At 69.0% G+C, this 20,369-nt stretch carries 20 protein-coding genes and 1 pseudogene; 9 read left to right on the forward strand and 12 right to left on the reverse strand.

Translation table 11 applies throughout. The features are described from left to right. The first annotated feature begins 49 nt into the window (after window positions 1–49). A complete protein-coding gene (locus tag A8G15_RS25895; protein ID WP_068165929.1) occupies window positions 50–562 on the forward strand; it encodes a ribonuclease FAU-1 family protein in 513 nt (170 codons plus the stop codon). 9 nt (window positions 563–571) lie between these two features. Here A8G15_RS25895 and coaE read toward each other — a convergent pair whose 3' ends face one another. The 3 genes from coaE to A8G15_RS25910 are packed head-to-tail and all read right to left on the reverse strand — an operon-like array spanning window position 572 to window position 3,645. Then, window positions 572–1,798 (reverse strand): dephospho-CoA kinase, encoded by a 1,227-nt coding sequence (gene coaE, locus A8G15_RS25900; protein ID WP_068165908.1) that lies wholly within the window; start codon window positions 1,796–1,798, stop codon window positions 572–574. 51 nt (window positions 1,799–1,849) lie between these two features. Then, window positions 1,850–2,503: an FMN reductase gene (locus A8G15_RS25905; RefSeq protein ID WP_068165909.1), complete on the reverse strand. Its 654-nt coding sequence runs from the start codon at window positions 2,501–2,503 to the stop codon at window positions 1,850–1,852. Then, window positions 2,500–3,645, reverse strand: a complete 1,146-nt coding sequence (locus A8G15_RS25910; RefSeq protein WP_068165910.1) for an LLM class flavin-dependent oxidoreductase — start codon at window positions 3,643–3,645, stop codon at window positions 2,500–2,502. Before A8G15_RS25910 ends, A8G15_RS25905 begins: the two co-directional genes overlap by 4 nt. 292 nt (window positions 3,646–3,937) lie before the next feature. On the opposite strand from A8G15_RS25910, the gene A8G15_RS25915 reads away from it, so the two are divergent. Next, complete coding sequence (locus tag A8G15_RS25915) at window positions 3,938–4,150, forward strand: hypothetical protein (RefSeq protein WP_068165911.1); 213 nt, start codon at window positions 3,938–3,940, stop codon at window positions 4,148–4,150. 142 nt (window positions 4,151–4,292) lie between these two features. Here the strand turns inward: A8G15_RS25915 and rpsA are convergent, their stop codons facing one another. The 3 genes from rpsA to A8G15_RS25930 form a co-directional block, all read right to left on the reverse strand. Continuing rightward, window positions 4,293–5,753 carry a 30S ribosomal protein S1 gene (gene rpsA, locus A8G15_RS25920; protein ID WP_068165912.1) on the reverse strand — a complete coding sequence of 487 codons (1,461 nt, stop codon included), beginning with the start codon at window positions 5,751–5,753 and terminating at the stop codon, window positions 4,293–4,295. Window positions 5,754–5,991: 238 nt separating this feature from the next. Continuing rightward, the gene (locus A8G15_RS25925; RefSeq protein ID WP_425415130.1) at window positions 5,992–6,627 is read right to left on the reverse strand and encodes a DUF305 domain-containing protein; all 636 of its coding nucleotides are present in this window, start codon (window positions 6,625–6,627) and stop codon (window positions 5,992–5,994) included. After that, a complete protein-coding gene (locus tag A8G15_RS25930; RefSeq protein WP_425415131.1) occupies window positions 6,624–8,216 on the reverse strand; it encodes an LVIVD repeat-containing protein in 1,593 nt (530 codons plus the stop codon). Before A8G15_RS25930 ends, A8G15_RS25925 begins: the two co-directional genes overlap by 4 nt. Before the next feature lie 169 nt (window positions 8,217–8,385). Here A8G15_RS25930 and A8G15_RS25935 point away from each other — a divergent pair, with 169 nt between their 5' ends. Next, window positions 8,386–9,252 carry a class I SAM-dependent methyltransferase gene (locus A8G15_RS25935; RefSeq protein WP_068165914.1) on the forward strand — a complete coding sequence of 289 codons (867 nt, stop codon included), beginning with the start codon at window positions 8,386–8,388 and terminating at the stop codon, window positions 9,250–9,252. Window positions 9,253–9,366: 114 nt separating this feature from the next. On the opposite strand, the gene A8G15_RS25940 is transcribed toward A8G15_RS25935, so the two are convergent. Next, window positions 9,367–10,038, reverse strand: coding sequence for a TetR/AcrR family transcriptional regulator (locus A8G15_RS25940; RefSeq protein ID WP_068165915.1), 672 nt, complete (start codon window positions 10,036–10,038; stop codon window positions 9,367–9,369). A gap of 226 nt (window positions 10,039–10,264) precedes the next feature. On the opposite strand from A8G15_RS25940, the gene A8G15_RS25945 reads away from it, so the two are divergent. Genes A8G15_RS25945 through A8G15_RS25955 form a run of 3 tightly spaced genes read left to right on the forward strand, consistent with a single transcriptional unit; the run spans window position 10,265 to window position 13,772 of the window. Then, the gene (locus tag A8G15_RS25945) at window positions 10,265–11,068 is read left to right on the forward strand and encodes an SDR family NAD(P)-dependent oxidoreductase (protein ID WP_068165916.1); all 804 of its coding nucleotides are present in this window, start codon (window positions 10,265–10,267) and stop codon (window positions 11,066–11,068) included. Between the two features lie 11 nt (window positions 11,069–11,079). After that, the gene (locus A8G15_RS25950; RefSeq protein ID WP_068165917.1) at window positions 11,080–12,231 is read left to right on the forward strand and encodes a DUF5938 domain-containing protein; all 1,152 of its coding nucleotides are present in this window, start codon (window positions 11,080–11,082) and stop codon (window positions 12,229–12,231) included. 2 nt (window positions 12,232–12,233) lie between these two features. Then, complete coding sequence (locus tag A8G15_RS25955; RefSeq protein ID WP_068165918.1) at window positions 12,234–13,772, forward strand: AMP-binding protein; 1,539 nt, start codon at window positions 12,234–12,236, stop codon at window positions 13,770–13,772. A gap of 48 nt (window positions 13,773–13,820) precedes the next feature. Here A8G15_RS25955 and A8G15_RS25960 read toward each other — a convergent pair whose 3' ends face one another. From A8G15_RS25960 to A8G15_RS25975, 4 genes are all read right to left on the reverse strand, one after another. Next, entirely contained in the window at window positions 13,821–14,582 is a 762-nt protein-coding gene (locus tag A8G15_RS25960) for an amino acid ABC transporter ATP-binding protein (protein ID WP_281180777.1), read from the reverse strand. Continuing rightward, entirely contained in the window at window positions 14,579–15,556 is a 978-nt protein-coding gene (locus tag A8G15_RS25965; RefSeq protein ID WP_068165920.1) for an amino acid ABC transporter permease, read from the reverse strand. The genes A8G15_RS25960 and A8G15_RS25965 overlap by 4 nt, the downstream gene beginning before the upstream one ends. 13 nt (window positions 15,557–15,569) lie before the next feature. Next, on the reverse strand, window positions 15,570–16,424 hold the full coding sequence (locus A8G15_RS25970; protein ID WP_068165931.1) for an ABC transporter substrate-binding protein: 855 nt from the start codon (window positions 16,422–16,424) through the stop codon (window positions 15,570–15,572). A gap of 139 nt (window positions 16,425–16,563) precedes the next feature. Next, a complete protein-coding gene (locus A8G15_RS25975) occupies window positions 16,564–17,712 on the reverse strand; it encodes an isocitrate/isopropylmalate dehydrogenase family protein (RefSeq protein ID WP_082900167.1) in 1,149 nt (382 codons plus the stop codon). Here A8G15_RS25975 and A8G15_RS25980 point away from each other — a divergent pair. The 3 genes from A8G15_RS25980 (at window position 17,711) to trxA (ending at window position 19,913) form a co-directional block, all read left to right on the forward strand. Then, the gene (locus A8G15_RS25980) at window positions 17,711–18,229 is read left to right on the forward strand and encodes a 2'-5' RNA ligase family protein (protein ID WP_068165921.1); all 519 of its coding nucleotides are present in this window, start codon (window positions 17,711–17,713) and stop codon (window positions 18,227–18,229) included. The two genes, A8G15_RS25975 and A8G15_RS25980, sit on opposite strands and share 2 nt — an antisense overlap. A 225-nt stretch (window positions 18,230–18,454) precedes the next feature. Next, window positions 18,455–19,465: a GlxA family transcriptional regulator gene (locus A8G15_RS25985; protein ID WP_068165922.1), complete on the forward strand. Its 1,011-nt coding sequence runs from the start codon at window positions 18,455–18,457 to the stop codon at window positions 19,463–19,465. Window positions 19,466–19,544: 79 nt separating this feature from the next. Then, on the forward strand, window positions 19,545–19,913 hold the full coding sequence (gene trxA / locus A8G15_RS25990; protein ID WP_068165933.1) for a thioredoxin: 369 nt from the start codon (window positions 19,545–19,547) through the stop codon (window positions 19,911–19,913). 121 nt (window positions 19,914–20,034) lie between these two features. Here the strand turns inward: trxA and A8G15_RS31245 are convergent. Beyond that, window positions 20,035–20,369 (reverse strand): annotated as a pseudogene (locus A8G15_RS31245) (RNA polymerase subunit sigma-24); the annotation flags it as partial.

The raw sequence follows: 20,369 nt of genomic DNA on the forward strand, positions 1-20,369 counted from the left end.
CGTGCCACCGACACGCCGCTGCCGGAGCGGCGGCAGTAACGTGCTCCTCATGGCCGCCGCGAAGCTGCACCACGTGAAGAGCGAGACGTTCGACGTCGATGCCCGCACCAACACCGACCCGAAGGGTTTCGTGCGCCCCGTCGACGAATACCGCGTCGAACCGTGGGGCCTGTACATGGCGCGGCCGTCGGACCACCCGAAGTTCGGCTACCTCGAATCGTGGCTGTTGCCGGAGCAGGGACTGCGCGCGTCGATCTTCCACTTCCGGCCCGGATTCGAACGCGACCAGGACCGCTACGTCGACGTGGGCCGGTTCTGGGCGGACGGATCGATGTGGCATTCACGCGACCACTACCTCGATCTGGTGGTGCGCACGGGCCGGGACACGACCGTCGAGGACGTCGACGAGTTGTTCGCCGGGGTCGGCGCCGGGCTGCTCGAGCCGGAGGACGCCGAACGGGCCGTGCACATCGCGCTGCGTGCCGTGGACGGCATCGCCGCCCACGGCCACGACCTGGACGCCTGGGTGTCCTCGCTCGGGATGCCTCTCACCTGGCGGTGACGGGAACTCTCACCCGGGTCGCCGGGCGGACCAGCCGGTTGCTTCCGCCCATTCCCATGCCCGGTGGTACGCGCGGTCGAACCAGGGTGCCTTCACCGCGTGGTACGCCGCTTCGGCTTCGTCGCCGCGGAGTCCGGCCGCGGCGGCTGCCGCCTCACGCTTGAGTCCGGCGTACTCCGCCGCGCAGTCGGGGTCGGCGCGCAGCCAGTCCCGCAGCAGCAGCGCGAACTGCTGACCGGGCCATCCGTCGACCCGCAGGTGGACCTGCACGGGACGACCCGGGTCGGCACCGCCGTGCAGGCGCATCTCCCACACCGCGGGGTCGGTCTCCCCGCCGGCACCGTAGGCCGGCTTGGGGTCTTCGCCCTCGACGTGTGCGATGCGCGGGAACCCGGCGGCGGCCAGGGGTTCGGCCAGGCTGTCGGCGGCAGCCAGGTCGGGCACGGTGATCTGCAGATCGACGACGTCGACTGCCTCGAGACCCGGCACCGCGGTCGAGCCGATGTGGTCGATGCGTACCGCGGCTCCCCCGGCGACGACGGCCAGGCGCGCGATCAGACGCCGGGCCTGCTGCGGCCAGTCCTCGCGGGCCGGGATCAGCTCGGGGCCGACCCGCACCGGGGTGCGGGTACGCAGGTTCCGTTCGAACGGGACCAGCCGCTCGGTCCACAGCGACCGGACGGACTGCACCAGCGCGGCCTCGTCGCCGTTGTTGTCGAGCCACACGTCCGCCACCGCGCGGCGTTCGTCGTCGCCGGCCTGCGCGGCGATGCGGGCGCGGGCATCCGCCTCCGGCATGCCGCGCAGTTCGACAAGCCGGCGGATGCGTTCGTCCTCGTCGGTATGCACGATGGCCACGAGGTTGAACACCGCCGCCATCCCGCCCTCGACCAGCAGCGGAATGTCTTGCACCACAATCCCGTCCGCGGGAGCCGAGGCGACGAGTTCCGCTGTGCGCTGCCCTACCCGCGGGTGGGTGATGGCATTGAGGACAGCTCGCGCCTCGTCGCTGGCGAAGGCCTTCGCAGCCAGCGCCGGACGGTCGAGCGACCCGTCCGGCAACAGGATGTCGTCGCCGAACGCATCGACGAGTTCGGCGAGCCCGTCGGAACCGGGCTCGACGATCTCACGAGCGATGGCATCGGCGTCGACGAGCACCGCACCCAACGCGACGAGTTCCTTCGACACGGTCGACTTGCCCGCACCGATTCCTCCGGTCAACCCCAATCTCAGCACGCCGACAGTCTCGCATCATCGTCTCGGTCACGGAAATTCGACTGCCGCCGCTCATCCCGTGTGGCCGCGCAGCAGCTCCTGGAACGGCGTCACCGTGGTGCGCAACGCCAGCCCGGACGTGCGGGGGCGGCCGTCGGTCGCGGCAGGGACGAACACCCCGGCCCCGCCCGGCTCCGCGACGACCAGCGCGGCAAGTTCGTCCGCGGCCCGCCGGATCCGGCCGCCGAGCTCGGTACCGCCGAAATCCTCGGTTGCCGCGTAGACCCCGGTGGGCACGACCACAGCGCGCAGGAAGGAGAACAGCGGCCGCATCGCGTGGTCGAGCACGAGCGAATGCCGCGGGGACCCGCCCGTCGCGGCGATGATCGTGGGCATACCGGCGAGTGCGTCGACGTCCACCGCATCGAAGAACATCTTGAACAGGCCACTGAAGCTGCCCGTGAAGACCGGCGTGACGGCGATGAGCCCGTCGGCGCTCGACAGGCGGTCGCGAGCTCGTGCCAGCGCCGGCGTCGGCACCCCACCGGCCGTCACGGAGGTGACGAGATCCGTCGCCAGATCCCGCAGCTCGATCGGGTCGATGTCGACGGACTCGCCGCGCGCGGTCGCCGCGGCGCCGACCGCGTCGGCGATACGGTCGGCGAGCAGACGTGTCGAGGACGGTTGCGACAGGCCGGCGGTGACGACGGCGATGCGGCGGCTCATCGGTCACCCGCCTCCGTGGCGGCGGACAGATCGACCTGGGCCGGTACGACGCGCCGATGCGGCGAATCCGGGCCCTGCGCCACCAACGAGGAGTGGGTGGGCGGGTCGGAGGGGACGTGCGCGGGGCGCCGGCGCTCGAACTCGGTGCGCAGCACCGGTACGACCTCGCGACCGAGGATGTCGATCTGTTCGAGAACGACGTCGAGCGGCAGCCCGGCGTGGTCCACCAGGAACAGCTGCCGTTGGTAGTCGCCGGCATAGTCGGCGAAGCCGAGGGTGCGTTCGATGACCTGTTCGGGGGTGCCGACGGTCAGCGGTGTCATCGAGGAGAAGTCCTCGAGCGACGGCCCGTGACCGTAGACGGGGGCGTTGTCGAAGTACGGCCGGAACCTGCGGACGGCCTCCTTCTCGGTGGTGTCCATGAAGACCTGGCCGCCGAGTCCGACGATGGCCTGGTCGGCGGCACCGTGGCCGTACTGCTCGAACCTGGTGCGATACAGCTCGATCATCTGCTGGATGTGTTCCTTGTTCCAGAAGATGTTGTTGTGGAAGAAGCCGTCGCCGTAGAACGCGGCCTGTTCGGCGATTTCCGGGGATCGGATCGAGCCGTGCCACACGAACGGCGGGGTGTCGTCGAGGGGCATCGGTGTCGAGGTGTAGCCGTGCAGGGGCGTACGGAACCGACCCTCCCAGTCGACGACGGGCTCGCGCCAGAGTCGGCGCAGCAGGTGGTAGTTCTCGATCGCGAGCGGGATGCCCTGCCGAATGTCCTTGCCGAACCACGGGTAGACCGGGCCGGTGTTGCCGCGGCCCAGCATCAGGTCGACACGACCTTCGGAGAGGTGCTGCAACATCGCGAAGTCCTCGGCGATCTTGACCGGGTCGTTCGTGGTGATGAGGGTCGTCGCGGTCGACAGTTGCAGGGTCGAGGTCTTCGCGGCGATCCATCCGAGCATCGTGGTCGGGGAGGACGGGACGAAGGGCGGGTTGTGGTGCTCACCGGTCGCGAAGACGTCGAGTCCGGCGTTCTCGGCCGCGAGGGCGATCTTCGTCATCGCGGTGATGCGTTCGTGCTCGGTCGGGGTTCGTCCCGTGGTGGGGTCGCGGGTCAGGTCGCCGATGGTGAAGATGCCGAACTGCACGGTGGTACCTCCCTAGGTAATTGAACAAACAACTACCTGAACGCCGGGGACCGCCGCGGGTATTCCCGGCCGTACTCCGGGGCGCCCGGAGCGCGGCGCGCGTTCCGGGTCTGCCCGATCGGGCACGCCAGTCACACTGCGATCACAGTGAGATCACAGGCAGGTCGCAACTCGATGCCGTTGCGAAACACACCCTCCGACCTGCGAGGGAATGACCGGAATCGGCCGGGGCGTCGACTATCGTTCGTAACGAACCGTCCGACACCGATCCCCGACCCCGAGAAGGCAGGCTATGCAATCGTCTCACCCGCTGCCCGGTCGGCACCGCCTCGGCATGGAAAACGGAGTGCACTGCATCCTCATCCCCGAGGTCGCCGCGGCGCTCGCTGCGCACCGCCGCAACTGGTTCACCACACTGCTCACCAACGCCCGTCACAGCCAGGCCGCGATGCGCAAGCGCGCCGCAGCCCTGCCTGCACAGTGGGCGACTCCCGCTGTGAACTGATCCGGCACACGACGCCGCGGCCCGCAGTCCTGGTTTCCGGACTGCGGGCCGCGGCGTTCCCTGCTTCGGACGACCGGGCTGCCCCGGAAACGCGGACGGCCCCGCACCGATGAATCGGTGCGGGGCCGTTCGACGAACTGTGTCAGGCGTTGCCCGACAGCTTCTCGCGAAGCGCAGCGAGCTGAGCGTCGCTGGCCAGCGAACCACCGGCCGGCTCCGACGCGCTCTCGGCGCCGGACTCGGACGAGTAGTTGGTGGCGGAGACGCCGGCCTCGGCCTCGGCGGCCTCGTCGGCAGCCATCTTCTCGATCTGAGCGGTGTGCATCTTGTGACGACGCTCGGCCTCCGCGTAGCGGGACTCCCACTCCTCACGCTGCTTCTCGAAGCCCTCGAGCCATTCGTTGGTCTCGGGGTCGAAGCCCTCGGGGAAGATGTAGTTGCCCTGCTCGTCGTAGCTGTCGGCCATGCCGTACTTCGACGGATCGAACTCGGCGGTGTAGTCCTCGTTGGCCTGCTTCAGCGACAGCGAGATCCGGCGACGCTCCAGGTCGATGTCGATGACCTTGACCATCGCGTCGTCGCCGACGGACACGACCTGGTCCGGGACCTCCACGTGGCGCTCGGCCAGCTCGGAGATGTGAACCAGGCCCTCGATGCCCTCCTCGACGCGGACGAACGCGCCGAACGGAACCAGCTTGGTGACCTTGCCCGGCACGATCTGGCCGATCGCGTGGGTGCGGGCGAACTGACGCCACGGGTCTTCCTGGGTGGCCTTGAGCGACAGGGACACGCGCTCGCGGTCCAGATCGACGTCGAGAACCTCGACGGTGACCTCGTTGCCGACCTCGACGACCTCGGACGGGTGATCGATGTGCTTCCAGGACAGCTCGGAGACGTGCACCAGGCCGTCGACACCACCGAGATCGACGAACGCGCCGAAGTTGACGATGGAGGAGACGAAGCCCTTGCGGACCTGCCCCTTCTGGAGCTGGTGCAGGAACTCGCTGCGGACCTCGGACTGGGTCTGCTCGAGCCATGCGCGGCGCGACAGGACCACGTTGTTGCGGTTCTTGTCGAGCTCGATGATCTTGGCCTCGATCTCCTTGCCGACGTACGGCTGGAGGTCGCGGACGCGACGCATCTCGACGAGCGATGCGGGCAGGAAGCCGCGCAGGCCGATGTCGAGGATCAGGCCGCCCTTGACGACCTCGATGACGGTGCCCTTGACGGCCTCGTCCTTCTCCTTGAGCTCCTCGATCGTGCCCCAGGCGCGCTCGTACTGCGCACGCTTCTTGGACAGGATCAGGCGGCCTTCCTTGTCCTCCTTCGTGAGGACCAGGGCCTCGACCTCATCGCCCACCGAAACGACCTCGTTGGGGTCGACATCGTGCTTGATGGAGAGCTCGCGGGACGGGATGACGCCTTCGGTCTTGTAGCCGATGTCGAGCAGCACCTCGTCGCGATCGACCTTGACGATGGTGCCTTCGACGATGTCGCCATCGTTGAAGTACTTGATCGTGGCGTCGATGGCGGCGAGGAAATCCTCGGCAGAGCCGATGTCGTTGACGGCTACCTGCGGCGAGGTGACGGTGGTGGAGGCCATGTGTTGAGTTGCTCCGGACGGGTTGATAGTCGGTTGGTTAAAGTTCGGTCGGACAGACGGATCGCACACCGATGTGAACGACACGCAGATTCCGCCGCGCGCACCTGCCGATCGACCCGCGAAGATCGAACAGCGGACACTCGCGTGGTCAAGGCTACGCGCCCGGGCGCTACCCCGGCAAACCAGGCCACCTCCGCGCGAGCGACCGCAGCGGACCCGGGGGCGGTTCGAGCGCCCGTCAGCCCAGCGGAGCGGCCGCCCGCTGCTCGAGCATCAGGGTCATCAGACCCGCCTCCCGGCTCTGTTCCTGCATCGTCCCGCGCGCGAACTGCGCGACCGTGCCACCGGTGAGCTGCTCGGCGGCGGCGCGCGCCATGGCGACGGCTCCTGCGTGGTGCCGCTGCATCAACTGCAGGAACCGCACCTCGGCGTCCCGGCCGCGGGCCGCGGACAGCTCGTCGAGTTCGTCGAGCGTCGCCATTCCCGGCATCGGCGCCCCCTCCGGCCCAGTCGTCCCGTGTGCGTGCCCACCGCTGTGCCACTGCATCGGATGCGGATTGGTCGGCGGAGCCTGCGCGAGTGCCAGCCAGCCGAGCATCATGCCGAGTTCGTAACGCTGCGTCACATCGATCGTGTGTGCCAGCGACACGACGGCGGGATCGACGTCCGGGGACAGCCGCGCGGTCATCTGCAGGGCCTGCTGATGATGCGCAGCCATGTCCTGGACGAAACCGATCTCGACGGCGCCGAGTACCGGAGCCGCCGGCTCGGGCGACTCGGGGATCACGAGTGGCCTCAGCGCCGCCCCCACCACCAGCAGGAACACCACGACCGAGGCCGCCGAGAGTCCGCGCATCGCGGTGCCCGGGTTCACGAGCCGATCGTCGACTGCTGGTCCGCGGGCGGGGTGTACACGTCGTCGCTCAGACGCAACGTCATGAACCCGTTGTCCGAGCAGCTGACCCACAGATCGTTGCCCCGCCACTCCGGCGGCGAGAAGCACCAGTCGCTGGACAGGTCGCCGCCGACGACCATGCCGCTGCGGGGCGACTGTGCCTGGGCCGGGTCGAACTGCCCGCCGATCGCGGCCTGCAGCACCGCGGGTGCGCTGAGCGCCGGTACGCCCAGCAGGGACGCCCACGCGTGCGACGAGTTCGGGCGTTCGAGATTGCGGTCGGTCATCGCGGGCGGGTTGAAGTACCCGACCTCTCGCACGTCGAAGGGGTCGCTGACGTCGAACACCCGGATGCCCGAGGACGTCCAGCCACAGGCCAGCGCGGTGGGATCCGCCGGCCGGTCCGCGGCGCAGTAGTGCGATTCGTAGGCGAACGCCGAGCCACCCATCCCGGATGCGACCTGGCTGTCGATGTTCTGCGGCAGGTTGATCTCGAGTTTGATCGAGTTCACGATCGCCGGGTTCGCGTCGTCGGCGACGTCGATGAGCTTGACTCCGCCCGAACCGCCCTCGTCGACGGTGAACAGGTAGGGGTGACCGTCGTAGGTGACGGGGATGCTGTGCTGGGTGGCCCAGCCGTCCGTCCACGACATCTTGGCCAGTTGCGGCACCTGCGGGGCGGGGTCGCGACGCTGGACCGCACTGGTGTCGAGGACGGTGAGGCCACCGAAGTTGTTCGACAGGTACAGCCGGTTCCCGTCGGGCCGGACGCCGATGCCGTGTCCGGACAACCCGATCCAGCCCTGCCAGATCACCCGCGGGTTCGCCGGGTCGGCCAGGTCCACGGCGCTGAGCACTCCCTCCGTTCCGGACGACCAGTAGGTGCGCCCGTCCGGCGAGAATCCTCCTTCGTGCGCGGTGATCGGCAGCGGCATCCGCAGGTCGGTGCCCGGTCCCGGATTGAGCAGGCGCGGGTGCGCGCAATCGGAGATGTCGTACACCGACAGCAGACCACCACCGAAGTTCAGCGGAACTCCGGTACCCACCAGCAGTTTCCGGCCGGGATGCACCTTGAGGCTCTCCCAGGTCCCGGCGACCATGGCCGGTTCGGTCAGCGTCGTGGTCGATACGGGGTTCGCCGGGTCGGACACGTCGACGACCTGCACTCCCGTGGACGGACCGACGAGGCTGGTCGGGAACAGGCTGCCCATGTATGCACAGTGGTCGTAGCTCGCGGACACGATGCCGGCCCCTGCACCGGCGAATCCGCCGATCCGGGTGATGTTGCAGTCGTAGCCCTCGGTGCTGCGTCCGTTGTCGCGGTCGGCGGCGGGCACGTCGCCCTGCATCCCCGTCTCCGGCCGTGAGCCCGGACCGCAGTCGGCGGGTGCGGCCGCGGCCGCACCCATGACATCGGCCTCCTGCACGACCCCGGACGTGTCCGGTGCCGGTGGACCGGCGGCCGCGATTCCGGCCGGAAGCACCAGCGCCAGTGCCGCGCACACGATCGCCGCGCGCCGGTGAGACGCCACCGTTCGGCGGCGGCGGACAGCAGTTCCCCAAACCACGATCGAATCCCCCCTGCCCGGGATCGCATGCCCGGATCGAGACGAAAGTGTGCGTCCCGTCACGTCCCGAAGTCAACGCCGACACGCTCACAGGCGCGTCCGGCGCGGATCTCGGCGACCGGCGGAAGTCGCCTCCGGGGCACTGTCCGCGGCCCCTTACGCTGTATTCATGCCCGACGCCGTTTCCCCGTCCGACGACCGTCATGCCACCGCGAACGCCCTGCTCGGCACGTCGAAGGCGGGCCGAGCGCGGCTGGGTTCGCGGGAGAGCGAGCGCGCGAGCCGCGCGTGGTGGGATGCCGACGCCGAGGACTATCACCGCACGCACGGCGAGTTCCTGGGCGTGGACTCCGCCGACGGCGAGTTCGTGTGGTGCCCGGAGGGGTTGCACGAGGGCGATGTGCGCCTGCTCGGGGACGTCGACGGTAGGCGCGTGCTCGAGATCGGGTGCGGTTCGGCGCCGTGTGCGCGGTGGCTCGCCGGGCAGGGCGCCCGCGCGGTCGGTCTGGACATCTCGATCGGGATGCTCGCGCGGGGCGTGACGGCGATGGAACGCGGTGGGCCGCGGGTGCCACTCGTGCAAGCCGGCGCCGAGGATCTGCCATTCCAGGACGGCAGTTTCGACGTGGTGTGTTCGGCGTTCGGCGCGGTGCCGTTCGTGGCGGATTCGGCGCAGGTGATGCGCGAGGTCGCGCGGGTGTTGCGGCCGGGCGGGCGGTGGGTCTTCGCGGTGAATCACCCGATGCGGTGGATCTTCCCCGACGATCCGGGTGAGCGCGGTCTGGTGGCGATGTTCCCGTATTTCGACCGCACCCCGTACGTGGAGGTAGACGACGACGGGGTCCCGACGTACGTCGAGCATCATCGCACCGTCGGCGACCGGCTCCGCGAGCTCGTGGCGGCCGGTTTCGAGGTGTACGACATCGTCGAGCCGGAGTGGCCCGAGCATCTCGACCGCGAGTGGGGTCAGTGGAGTCCGCTGCGCGGTGAGATCTTCCCGGGCACCGCGATCTTCTGCAGCCGCAAGCCGGCGTGAGCGGCGCAGACGCCGCTCGATGACCCGATGATTCGAGTGCGCACAAGTTGTCGCGAATCGAGCCGGAAATCGACGACAACTGCGCACTCGAGCCGGTCCGCGATCACCGGCCGATCAGACCACGACGAGGTCGGGCAAGAGCCCGAATGCCGTGTCCCGCAGCCGCTCCGATGCCGCCGTCTCGGATACGTCGGCATCGCCCGGCACTGCGGCGAGCGCGTCGGATTCGACGACGTGCTCGAGCAGGGCGGAGAAGAAGACGCCGTCGAGCATCGCGTATGTGGTTTTCCGGTCGTATCGCAATGCCGCACCGGATAATTCGGCGAAGCGGGTCAGGACGCGGTCGATCATGTCGCACAGTCCGCCGTCGATCGCCGCGACGTCCGCACGCAGCGCCGGGTCGAACATCGATTGATTTCGCAGGTCGTACCAGAGCCGGTGCATCGGCGCCTCGGCCCGCAGGGTTTCCACGAGCTTGTCCGCGAAGCCGCGGCGGAGTTCGTCGGCGGTGGTCGCCGCGTCGACGACCCCGTCGTAGCGGGTCATGCAGCGCGTCTTGTAGTAGCGGACGCAGTGCAGGATGAGGTCGGTCTTGTCCTTGAAATAGTAGTGCACAACCCCGTGTGAGAACGGCGAGTTCTGGGCGATCTCGCGCAGGGAGGTGCGCGCGTAGCCGAGTTCGCCGAGTGTCGCCAGGGCCGATTCCGCCAGCTGCACCCGGCGTTCCTCGTACTTGTCCTGCCGGCTGCGCATGGCGCGGTCGGCGGGCGCCGCCAGGGGGTTCATCGTCCGCCAGTGTAGTTGACGGGCAGCATGTTTGACAGCTGTCCGGAAACTTCGTGCCACTTGTCCGGGTACCTCTTGACAGTCGTCAAGCATTCGAGGACGCTGTGACCTACACCACTTCTCCGGCTGCCGATGCGCAGCGGGCCGGGTCCACACCGGCCCCCTCCGCCCCGCCCCGTCCGTCGAGGACAGCGGACCTCAGACCCGCAGACACACAGGAGATTTCATGACCGTGTTCGACCTGACCGGGCGCCACGCCCTGGTCACCGGCGGGGCTCAGGGCCTCGGCGAAGGAATGGCCCGGGCGCTCGCCGCCGCCGGAGCGAGTGTCGTCGTCGCCGATATCCAGGACAGCGCCGCGGACGTCGCCGGCACCCTGCCCACCGACGGCGGACAGAAGCACGGATTCACCCGTCTCGACGTGACCGTGGAGAGCGACTGGGAGCGAGCGATCACCGAAACCGTGGACATCGCGGGAGGGTTCGATCTCCTGGTGAACAACGCGGGCATCGAGATCACCGGTCTCGTCACCGACGTCGAACGCGACGACATCCGCCGCATGCTCGATGTCAACATCCTCGGCACGACGCTCGGTCTCAAGCACGGACTGCGCGCGATGCGGGCGGGCGGCGCCGCGGGCGACGGCGGTTGCATCGTCAACGTCGCGTCGGTCGCCGCGACCATCGCGTTCCCGGGCATCGCCGTCTACTCCGCCACGAAGTCCGCGGTCGACCGGCTGACCCGCGTCGCCGCGATGGAGAGCGGAAAGCTCGGCTACGGCGTCCGCGTCAACTGCATCTATCCCGGCCTCGTCCCGACCGCGATGGGTGCGGGCCTCGCGAACGACATGGCCGCACTCGGTCTGTACGGCTCGGCCGAGGAAGCGGTCGGCGCGGTCGTGGACCTGACCCCGTCCGGCCGTCTGGGCACCGTCGAGGACATCGCAGATGCCGTCGTCTTCCTCGCCTCGGACGCGGCACGATTCGTCAACGGTGTCGGCCTGCCGGTCGACGGCGGCATGGGAATGTGAGGAACACGCACATGAGCACACCCACTCCGAGCACGTCCACCGCGCGCCGCGTCGTCGTCTACGGCGCGTCCGGATACACCGGCCGCCTCGTCTGTGAGTACCTGCGCCAGTTCCGCATCCCGTTCGTCGCGGCCGGTCGCGACAAGGCCAAGGTCGACGAGTCGATGCGGACGCACGTCCCGGGCATCGAGACCGCCGATTTCGAGGTGGTGCAGGTCGAGCACACGGTCGAAGCGTTGACCGCGCTGTTCGAGGGTGCCGACGTGGTGCTCAACACCGTAGGGCCGTTCTCCGATCTCGGTCCCGAGGTCGTGCAGGCGTGCCTGGCGGCGGGCGCCCACTACACCGACACCACCGGCGAGCAGGACTGGCTCATCACGTGCGACGAGCAGTACGGCGCGAAATTCGCCGCCGCCGGGCTGCTCCTCTCCCCCGGCATCGCACAGATGTACACGACGGGAGAGATCGCGGCCCAGTTGTGCCTGGAGACACCGGGGCTCGACACCCTCGACATCGCCGTGTTCTGGGGCGGTAGCCCGACCATCGCGTCGACCCGCACGATCCTGGTCAACGCCGCGACCTCCGCGGCGCACTTCCTCGAGCAGAACGAGTACGTCCCGTTCGATCCGGCGCAGGGTCTGGTCCCGCTCGTGGTACCCGGTCAGCACGAACTCGCGCAGTCGCTGCCGTGGGGCGGGACGTCGCACCCGGTGTGGTTCCGCCGCGACCCGCGCGTCGCGAACGTCAAGGCACAGGGCGGGGTCTTCAATGCCGCACTCATGCACGGGGTTCCGCAGATCGTCGCCGGGGCGCTGGAGGCGACGAAGGACATGTCACCGGAGGACCGGGACGCCGCCCTGACCGAGACGGCACGGCAGGTCATGAATGTGATGCCGCCGCGCGAGAATCCCCGGGTCAACAAATCTCTCGACTCGGTGCACGCGTCGGGCCCGCTGAGCCGCGCGCACTGCGTGATCCACGGCAACAGCAACTACAAACAGACGGGTCTGCTGCAGGCGTTCGCGGCTCATTGGCTGCTCCAGCAGCCGCCGAAGCGGTTCGGCTTCGCCAGCGGCTGTCAGGCGTTCGGTCACCACGAGTTGCTCGGGGTTCTGCGCAGTTTCGGATTGGTCGCGAAACCTGTTCTCACGGTGCAGGATTGACTATGCGTATCGTCGACTACCTCGACAAGGGCGCTTCCCTCGGACCGGACCGGCCGTGCTTCACGACGGACGGCGACACGTGGACGTACGCGACGGTTCGGACCCTCGCGAACGACGTGGCGCGCGCGCTCGTGACGCGCGGGGTACGTTCGGGGAGCAAGGTGGCCGTCCTGTCCGGCAACGATCCGCTCGCGTTCGCGTGCGTCTTCGGTATCAGCCGGGCCGGTGCGGTGTGGTGCCCGATCAACCCGCGCAACGAAGCCGCCGAGAACCGGGAGATCCTCGACCGGTTCGACTGCGAGGTGCTGCTGTACGCGTCGTCGTATCGCGACCTCGTCGAGCGGATCCGCCCGGATCTGCCGGCGATCCACACGTGGGTGCAGCTCGACGGCGACCCCGGACCCGACGCGCTCGGCTGGGAGTCGTTCCACGCCGAGGCGCTCACGGGGGCCGTCCCGGATGCCGCGGCCCCGGACGATCTCGCGATGATCGTCGGCACCGGCGGCACGACGGGACGCCCCAAGGGTGTACAACTGACCGGCACCAACCTCGAGACGATGACGGCGCTCACCCTGATGAGCTACCCGTTTCCGGCCCGCGGCGACCGGCCGGTGTACCTCGCGCTCGCGCCGCTCACCCACGCCGCGGGCGTGCTGTGCTTCCCGGTACTCGCGTGTGGCGGCGAGATCGTCATCATGCGCAGCCCCGACGTCGGGCAGTTCCTGCGGTCGGTGCCCGAGCACCGGGTCACCCACACGTTTCTGCCGCCGACGCTGATCTACATGGTCCTCGCGCACCCCGACCTGGATCGGACGGATCTGTCGAGCCTGATGTGCTTCTGGTACGGGGCCGCCCCGATGAGCCCGACCCGGCTCGCCGAGGCCCTGGACCGGATCGGGCCGATGGCACAGTTGTTCGGCCAGACCGAGGCGCCGATGATGATTTCGGTCCTGCCGCCGGACGAGCATCGCCGGACCGACGGGTCGATCGCCACCGAGGTTCTCGCGTCCGCCGGGCGACCGTCCCCTCTCGTGACCGTCGCGATCATGGACGAGCGCGGAACGCTGCTGCCGGCCGGGGAACGCGGCGAGATCGTCGTCCGCTCGTCGCTGGTGATGTCCGGGTACTACAGGAATCCCGGCGCCACCGAGGAAGCGAAACGGTTCGGGTGGCACCACACCGGAGACATCGGCTACCTCGACGACGCGGGGCTGCTGTTCGTCGTCGACCGTGCGAAGGACATGATCATCACCGGTGGGTTCAACGTGTATTCCACCGAGGTCGAGCAGGCGATCCTCGCGCACGACGCGGTCCAGGACTGCGCGGTGATCGGCCTGCCCGACGACAAGTGGGGCGAACGGGTCGTCGCGGTCGTCCAGCCCCAGCCCGGCCGCAGCATCGACCCCGGTGACCTCACCGCGTTCGTCAAGGCGCGCATCGGATCTGTGAAGGCCCCCAAGCAGATCGAGGTGTGGCCGGATCTGCCCCGGTCGAAGGTCGGCAAGATCCTCAAGACCGACATCAAGGCGACGTTCGGGTGATCGGGCGTGCGTTCTCCGGGCGGTCCCGGAAGCCCGCCGGAGACACCCTCACAACAGCTTGGACAGGAACGCCTGCGTGCGTTCGTGCTGCGGGTTGCTCAGCAGCTCGCGGGGGGCACCGGATTCGACGACGACACCACCGTCCATGAACACGAGCTGGTCGGCGACCTCCCGCGCGAACCCCATCTCGTGGGTGACCACGATCATGGTCATGCCGCCGGCGGCGAGGTCCTTCATCACCGAGAGCACCTCCCCGACCAGTTCGGGGTCCAGCGCCGAGGTCGGTTCGTCGAACAGCATCAGCTTCGGCTCCATCGCCAGCGCCCGCGCGATCGCCACCCGCTGCTGCTGGCCGCCGGACAACTGCGCCGGGTAGGCATCGGCCTTGTCGGCCAGACCCACCCGGTCCAGCAGTTCGCGGGCCCGTTCGGTCGCTTCGGTGCGGCCTGTCTTCTTCACGAGGACGGGTGCCTCGACGACGTTGGCGAGCACGGTGCGATGCGGGAACAGGTTGAAGTGCTGGAACACCATCCCGATGTCGCGGCGCTGCTTCGCGGCCTCCCGCGGATGCAGCTCGTGCAGTTTGCCGCCCCGCTCGGAGTAGCCGACGAGGCCGCCGTCGACGTACAGCCGCCCGGCGTCGACCCGTTCGAGGTGGTTGATGCAACGCAGAAACGTGGATTTGCCGGAACCGGACGGACCGATCAGGCACGCCACCTGCCCTCGATCGACCTTGAGGGAAATGCCCTTGAGCACGTGCACCGCACCGTAGTTCTTGCAGACCCGATCGGCCTGGACCATGGGCGTCACTGCGCTTCACCTCCGGGTGCGTCGCCGCCGCCGCGCCCCGGCGGAAGGGGTTTGCCCTGCGCGTCGGCGAGGGCCTGCAGCTGGCGGGCGGTGAGCTGACGGCTCAGGCCCTTCGAGTAGTGCCGTTCGAGGAAGTACTGGCCGACCATGAGCACGCTGGTGATCGCCAGGTACCAGGTGGCGGCGACGAGCAGCAGCGGGATGGGCTGGAAATTGGTGCCGGAGATGTCGCGCGCCCGGCCGTAGAGTTCGAGCGTGTACGGCACGGCCGCGACCAGCGAGGTGGTCTTGAGCATGCTGATCAGTTCGTTGCCGGTGGGCGGGATGATCACGCGCATCGCCTGCGGAAGGATCGTGCGGCGCATCGTCTGCGACCACGACATGCCCAGGGCCGTCGACGCCTCGGTCTGACCTTCCGGCACCGAGCCGATTCCGGCGCGGATGATCTCGGCCATGTACGCAGCCTCGTTCAGACCGAGGCCGATGACCGCGAACAGGAACGCGGCATTGATGCCCTGCAGGTCGATGTGCACGAACTGATGCACGAACGGGATTCCCAGGTCGAGCTGCTTGTAGATGGCCGGGAACAGCCCCCAGAACACCAACTGCACGTACACGGGGGTGCCGCGGAAGATCCACAGATACACCCACGAGACGGTCCGCAGCACCGGGTTCGGCGACAACCGCATCACGGCGAGCACGATCCCGAGGAGCACCGCGATGATCATCGCGAGCACCGTGAGCTGGATCGTCTTCCACGCGGCTTCGGTGATGCGCCGGTCGAACAGGTACTGCCCGTAGACGTCCCAGCGGTACGCGTCGTTGGTGGCCGCGCCCCACACGAACAGTGCCACCAGCGCGGCGACGACGACACCGGCGATCCACCGCCCGGGCCGGCGCAGCGGTACCGCTTCGATCGGCGCCGGTTCGTTCCCGGTCTGCGGGCCGCTCACGGAGCTCGCCTGCTCACTCATCGGACCCCCTTCGTCAGCTCGGCGCAGCGTTGATCTGCGCGGTGTCGATCATTCCGTCTTCCAATCCCCACCGCTCCGCGATCTGCGCGTAGACACCGGAGTCGATCAGCTCCTGCACGGCCTGCTGCAACACCGGCCCGAGCGGGGAGCCCTTCGCGACGACGAAACCGTACGGGGCCGCATCGAACACATCACCGGCGGTCGCGAGCCGGCCGTCGCTGCGTTCGATCGCGTACGCGGTGACCGGGGAATCCGCGGACAGCGCGTCGACGCGGCCGAGGATGAGCGCGGTCGTCGCCTCGTCCTGACTGTCGTACTTGACCTTGTCGATGGGCGGTTTTCCGGCGGCGAGACACGCGTCGTTCTTGGCCGGCACCTCGTCGGTGTCCTCGTAGGTGGTGGTCTGCACCGCGACGCGCAGCCCGCACGCATCGTCCGGGTCGACGTCGTCGCCCACGCGCTGTGCCCATTGCACTCCGGCACTGAAGTACGTGACGAAGTCGACGGTCTTCTCGCGTTCCTTCGTGTCGGTGAACGACGACGACCCCATGTCGAACGTGCCGGACTGCACGGCCGGGATGATCCGGTCGAAATCCGCCTCACTGATGGTCATCGTCACACCGAGCACATCGCCGATCGCATCGAGCAGCTCCACCGCGTACCCGACGACCGTGCCGTCGTCGTCCTTGAACTCGTTGGGGGCGTACGGCGGGTTCGACCCGACCTTGATCTGGCCGGATGCGGCGATCGAGGCCGGCAGCTGACTCGCGATCGCGTCGACCTTCTCGGCGCGGATCCGGTCGCCGGGCGGCACGGTCGATTCGGTGTTGGTCACGCATCCGGTCGCCGCGGCGAGCACCAGCGCGATCGCGGAAACCCAGACGGCCGCGCGGCGCCGACGACGGCGGGCGACCGGTTCCGATCCGACTGGTTGATTCACAATCGAACAGTAACCGTAGGGTGCCGCCCTGTCCCAAAATGCCAGCGCCGGCTTCGTTCGGTGGTCGTCACCGCAGGCGGGTACGGGCGATCACGATCTCGGTGAACTCCGCGGTCGAGGCCTGCCCACCGAGGTCGGCGGTCGCGACGCCGGACGCGATGGTCGCCTCGACGGCATTCTCGATGCGGTGGGCCGCACGGCTGAACCAGGGGCGGTCGCCGGTGGTGGCGAGGTGGTCGAGCAGCATCGCCGCCGACAGGAACAGGGCCGTCGGGTTGGCGCGGTTGCGGCCCGCGATGTCGGGGGCGGCGCCGTGCGCGGCCTGCGCCATCGCCTTGTCCGCGGACGCGTTGATCGAGCCGGCGGTGCCGAGCGAGCCGGCCAGTTCCCCGGCGAGGTCGGAGAGGATGTCGCCGAACATGTTCTCGGTGACGACCACGTCGTAGTCGCCGCCGTGCCGGACCAGGTGCGCGGCCATGGCGTCGACGTGTTCGTCGTCGACCGTGAGCCCGGGATATCGGCCGGCGACCTCGCGGCACACGTCCCGGAACAACCCGGTGGTCATGCTCAGCACGTTGGCCTTGTGCACGATGGTGACGCGACGGCGGCGGCGGGCGGCCAGCCTGCACGCACTGTGCGCGATGCGTTCGCACGCGGCCCGGGTGACCACCCCGACGGCCAGCGCGACGTCGGGGGTGGGCATGAACTCGCCGGTGCCGAGCGTCATGTTCCGGTCGGCGTACAGGCCTTCGGTGTTCTCGCGCACGATGAGCAGATCCATGTCCGGCACGACCGCGCGGATGCCGGGCAGCACCTTCGCGGGCCGGATGTTCGCGTACAGGTCGAACTGTTTGCGGATGCGGCCGCCGGGGGTGAGTTCGCTGCGGAACGGTTCGGGATAGGACGCGTTGTCGTGCGGCCCCAGGATCCAGGCGTCGAGGTCGGCGAGCGCGTCGAGCGTGGAGTGCGGAATCGGTGTGCCGTGAGTGGCGATCGCGTCCGCGCCGAGCGGAAGGGGCACCCACTCGACGGCCGGCCCCCCGGCGGCGGCGACCGCGGCGTCGACGACGCGACGGGTCGCGGGCACGATCTCGTGGCCGATGCCGTCGCCGACGAGCAACCCGATGCGGTGCGGGTCGTCGGCGGACGAAGCGGTCGGGGTTGTCGCGGGGGTCGTTGCGGTCGGGTCGGTCACCGCGTAATGATTGCGCACCATGGTGCAGTCCGTGGAACTGCTGCTCGACGATCGGCTCGACGACGCGGTGCGCGCCGAGTGGGATCGTCTGCGCGAGGCCGGGGTGAGCAGTGGCGCGCGGATCCGCAGCGAGACGAACCGGCCGCACATCACGCTCGCGGTCGCGGCGTCGATTCCGCCCGGGATCGAGGGCCGGATGAGGGAACGGATCGACGGCACGCCGATCGAGCTGCGGCTCGGTGGGATCGTGGTCTTCGGTGATCGGCACGCGACGCTGGCACGGCTGGTGGTTCCCACAGCAGACCTGCTGGCCCTGCATCGCGAGGTCTTCGCGCTGATCGAGCAGTGCCCGGGCATTCCACCGCACATCCGGCCGGGCGAGTGGACTCCGCACGTCACGCTCGCCCGGCGGGTGTCGGCCGCCCGGATCGGTTCGGCGATCGTCGCGACGCACGCGGCGAGCCGGGAACTGAACGGGACGACGGCGGGTATCCGGCGGTGGGACGGCGAGGCCAAGCGGGAGTGGCGCGTGGTGTGACCGCACCCCGCGATCAGAACCGGTAGTCGCCGAATTGAGTTGCGTCGCTGTGGGTATCGGGAGTCAACTCAGCCAGCGACAGGACCGTCAGGACGAGGAGGACGGCGGCGAGAACGAGCAGCGCGATCATGCGATCCAGCATCGGCCGCGACCGCCTCCCACCGACAGTGGCAGTTACGACAGCTTTGCTCGTTTTTCTGCCAACGCGGTGGCACACTGGCAGACATGTTGAAGACCGTGGTGGTGCCCCTGCTCCCCCGCGTCGAGGCGTTCGAACTCGGCGTCGCGTGCGAGGTGTTCGGATTCGACCGGTCGGACGACGGTCTGCCGACCTACGATTTCACCCTGGTCCGGGGAACACCACAGCCGGTCGCCACACGCTTCGGCTACACGATCGACGTCCCGTACGACTTGGACCTCCTCGATTCCGCCGACCTGATCATCGTGCCCGCCGGCGGCACGACCGTCGCCTCGACCCGCGACCCCAGTTACGTGTGCGGCCCCGGCGACGACACCTGCGACCTGGAACCGTTGTTCGAGAAGTTGCGTGCCGCGGTGCACCGCGGCACGCGCGTGGCCAGCATGTGCACCGGCGCGTTCACCCTGGCCGCGGCGGGCCTGCTCGACGGGCGCCGCTGCACCACGCACTGGAAGCATGCGGCGCGGCTGTCCGAGATGTATCCGGCGGCCCAGGTCGATCCCGATGTGCTCTACGTCGACGACGGGGCGGTGCTCACCAGCGCCGGCACCGCCGCCGGAATCGATTTGTGTCTGCACATCGTGCGCACGGAACAGGGCGCCGAAGTCGCGAACACGATCGCCCGGCGGATGGTGGTGCCGCCACACCGCGACGGCGGACAGGCCCAGTACGTCGCGATGCCGTTACCCGCGTGTCGAACCGAAACCCTTGCCCCGCTTCTGGATTGGATGACCGCGAACCTCGACCGGGAATTGCCGGTCGCAGCGCTCGCGGAGAAGGCACACATGTCCGCGCGCACGTTCGCACGCAGGTTCACCGCCGAAACCGGCACCACCCCGGCAAGGTGGCTGCGCGACCAGCGGGTCCACGCGGCCCAGCAACTGCTCGAGAACACCGACCTGCCCGTCGACGTGATCGCCGGGCGGGTCGGTTTCGGGACCGCGGCGGTCCTGCGGCAGCACTTCCTGCGGCTGCGGCACACCACCCCGCAGGCCTATCGACGCACGTTCCGGGCCGAACCCGTGGCGGTCTCCTGAGCACGGCCGCGCGGCGTCGGGAAGAATCGAGCACGGCCGGGCGTTGAAGCGGCCGGAGCATCCGACCGAAAGGAACACCGTGGCTACCCAGACCCTCACGCAGCAGAACTTCGACGAGATCGTCACCGGCAACGACGTCGTCCTCGTCGACTTCTGGGCCTCGTGGTGCGGGCCGTGCCGGCAGTTCGCGCCGACCTTCGAGGCGTCGTCCGAGCAGCATCCGGACGTGGTGCACGGCAAGGTCGACACCGAGGCCGAGCAGGCGATCGCGGCCGCCGCGAACATTCGCTCGATCCCGACGATCATGGCGTTCCGCGAGGGTGTCCTGGTCTTCAATCAGGCCGGCGCACTGCCCCCGGCGGCACTCGAGGATCTGCTGACCCAGGTCAAGGCGCTGGACATGGACGAGGTCCGCAAGCAGATCGCCGAACAGGCCCCCGAGGCCTGACGACCCCTGGTTCACACGACAGGAAGACAGCCGCGCGGTAGGACGCGCGCGGCTGTCTTTTTCGTCGGCGAGCAACGCGGCACGTGGCCGACCCGGGAACGACTGCTGGCGCAGCGAACGACTACGGTCCCAGCGACTGCCGCACCCGCGCCGCTTCGCGGACGAGATGGTCGCGCTCGGCGACGCTGGTCGCCGCACGGGCCGCGGCGGCGTACAACTCGGCGGCGACGGCCGGTTCACCGGCGTGTTCGTGCAGGTACGCGGACACCGCGGCGTACCGGGGAAGTCCGGGATCGACGCCGGCCAGCGCCGCCAGCCCGGCCCGTGGTCCGTCCGCCTCACCGACCGCGACGGCGCGGTTGAGCCGCACGACGGGACTACCGGTGAGGCGGAACAGCTCGTCGTACCACTCGACGATCTGCACCCAGTCCGTTTCGGCCGCGCTGCGGGCATCGG

Origin of the sequence: Rhodococcus phenolicus (genome assembly GCF_001646785.1) — a bacterium.
GTDB lineage: Bacteria > Actinomycetota > Actinomycetes > Mycobacteriales > Mycobacteriaceae > Rhodococcus > Rhodococcus phenolicus.

What these genes read in the sequence shown, in the direction of transcription:
- A8G15_RS25895 (WP_068165929.1), top strand. Translation starts at nt 50, where the DNA reads ATGGCCGCCGCGAAGCTGCACCACGTGAAGAGCGAGACGTTCGACGTC.
- A8G15_RS25905 (WP_068165909.1), bottom strand. Translation starts at nt 2,503, where the DNA reads ATGAGCCGCCGCATCGCCGTCGTCACCGCCGGCCTGTCGCAACCGTCC.
- A8G15_RS25915 (WP_068165911.1), top strand. Translation starts at nt 3,938, where the DNA reads ATGCAATCGTCTCACCCGCTGCCCGGTCGGCACCGCCTCGGCATGGAA.
- rpsA (WP_068165912.1), bottom strand. Translation starts at nt 5,753, where the DNA reads ATGGCCTCCACCACCGTCACCTCGCCGCAGGTAGCCGTCAACGACATC.
- A8G15_RS25935 (WP_068165914.1), top strand. Translation starts at nt 8,386, where the DNA reads ATGCCCGACGCCGTTTCCCCGTCCGACGACCGTCATGCCACCGCGAAC.
- A8G15_RS25940 (WP_068165915.1), bottom strand. Translation starts at nt 10,038, where the DNA reads ATGAACCCCCTGGCGGCGCCCGCCGACCGCGCCATGCGCAGCCGGCAG.
- A8G15_RS25945 (WP_068165916.1), top strand. Translation starts at nt 10,265, where the DNA reads ATGACCGTGTTCGACCTGACCGGGCGCCACGCCCTGGTCACCGGCGGG.
- A8G15_RS25950 (WP_068165917.1), top strand. Translation starts at nt 11,080, where the DNA reads ATGAGCACACCCACTCCGAGCACGTCCACCGCGCGCCGCGTCGTCGTC.
- A8G15_RS25955 (WP_068165918.1), top strand. Translation starts at nt 12,234, where the DNA reads ATGCGTATCGTCGACTACCTCGACAAGGGCGCTTCCCTCGGACCGGAC.
- A8G15_RS25965 (WP_068165920.1), bottom strand. Translation starts at nt 15,556, where the DNA reads ATGAGTGAGCAGGCGAGCTCCGTGAGCGGCCCGCAGACCGGGAACGAA.
- A8G15_RS25980 (WP_068165921.1), top strand. Translation starts at nt 17,711, where the DNA reads ATGGTGCAGTCCGTGGAACTGCTGCTCGACGATCGGCTCGACGACGCG.
- A8G15_RS25975 (WP_082900167.1), bottom strand. Translation starts at nt 17,712, where the DNA reads ATGGTGCGCAATCATTACGCGGTGACCGACCCGACCGCAACGACCCCC.
- A8G15_RS25985 (WP_068165922.1), top strand. Translation starts at nt 18,455, where the DNA reads ATGTTGAAGACCGTGGTGGTGCCCCTGCTCCCCCGCGTCGAGGCGTTC.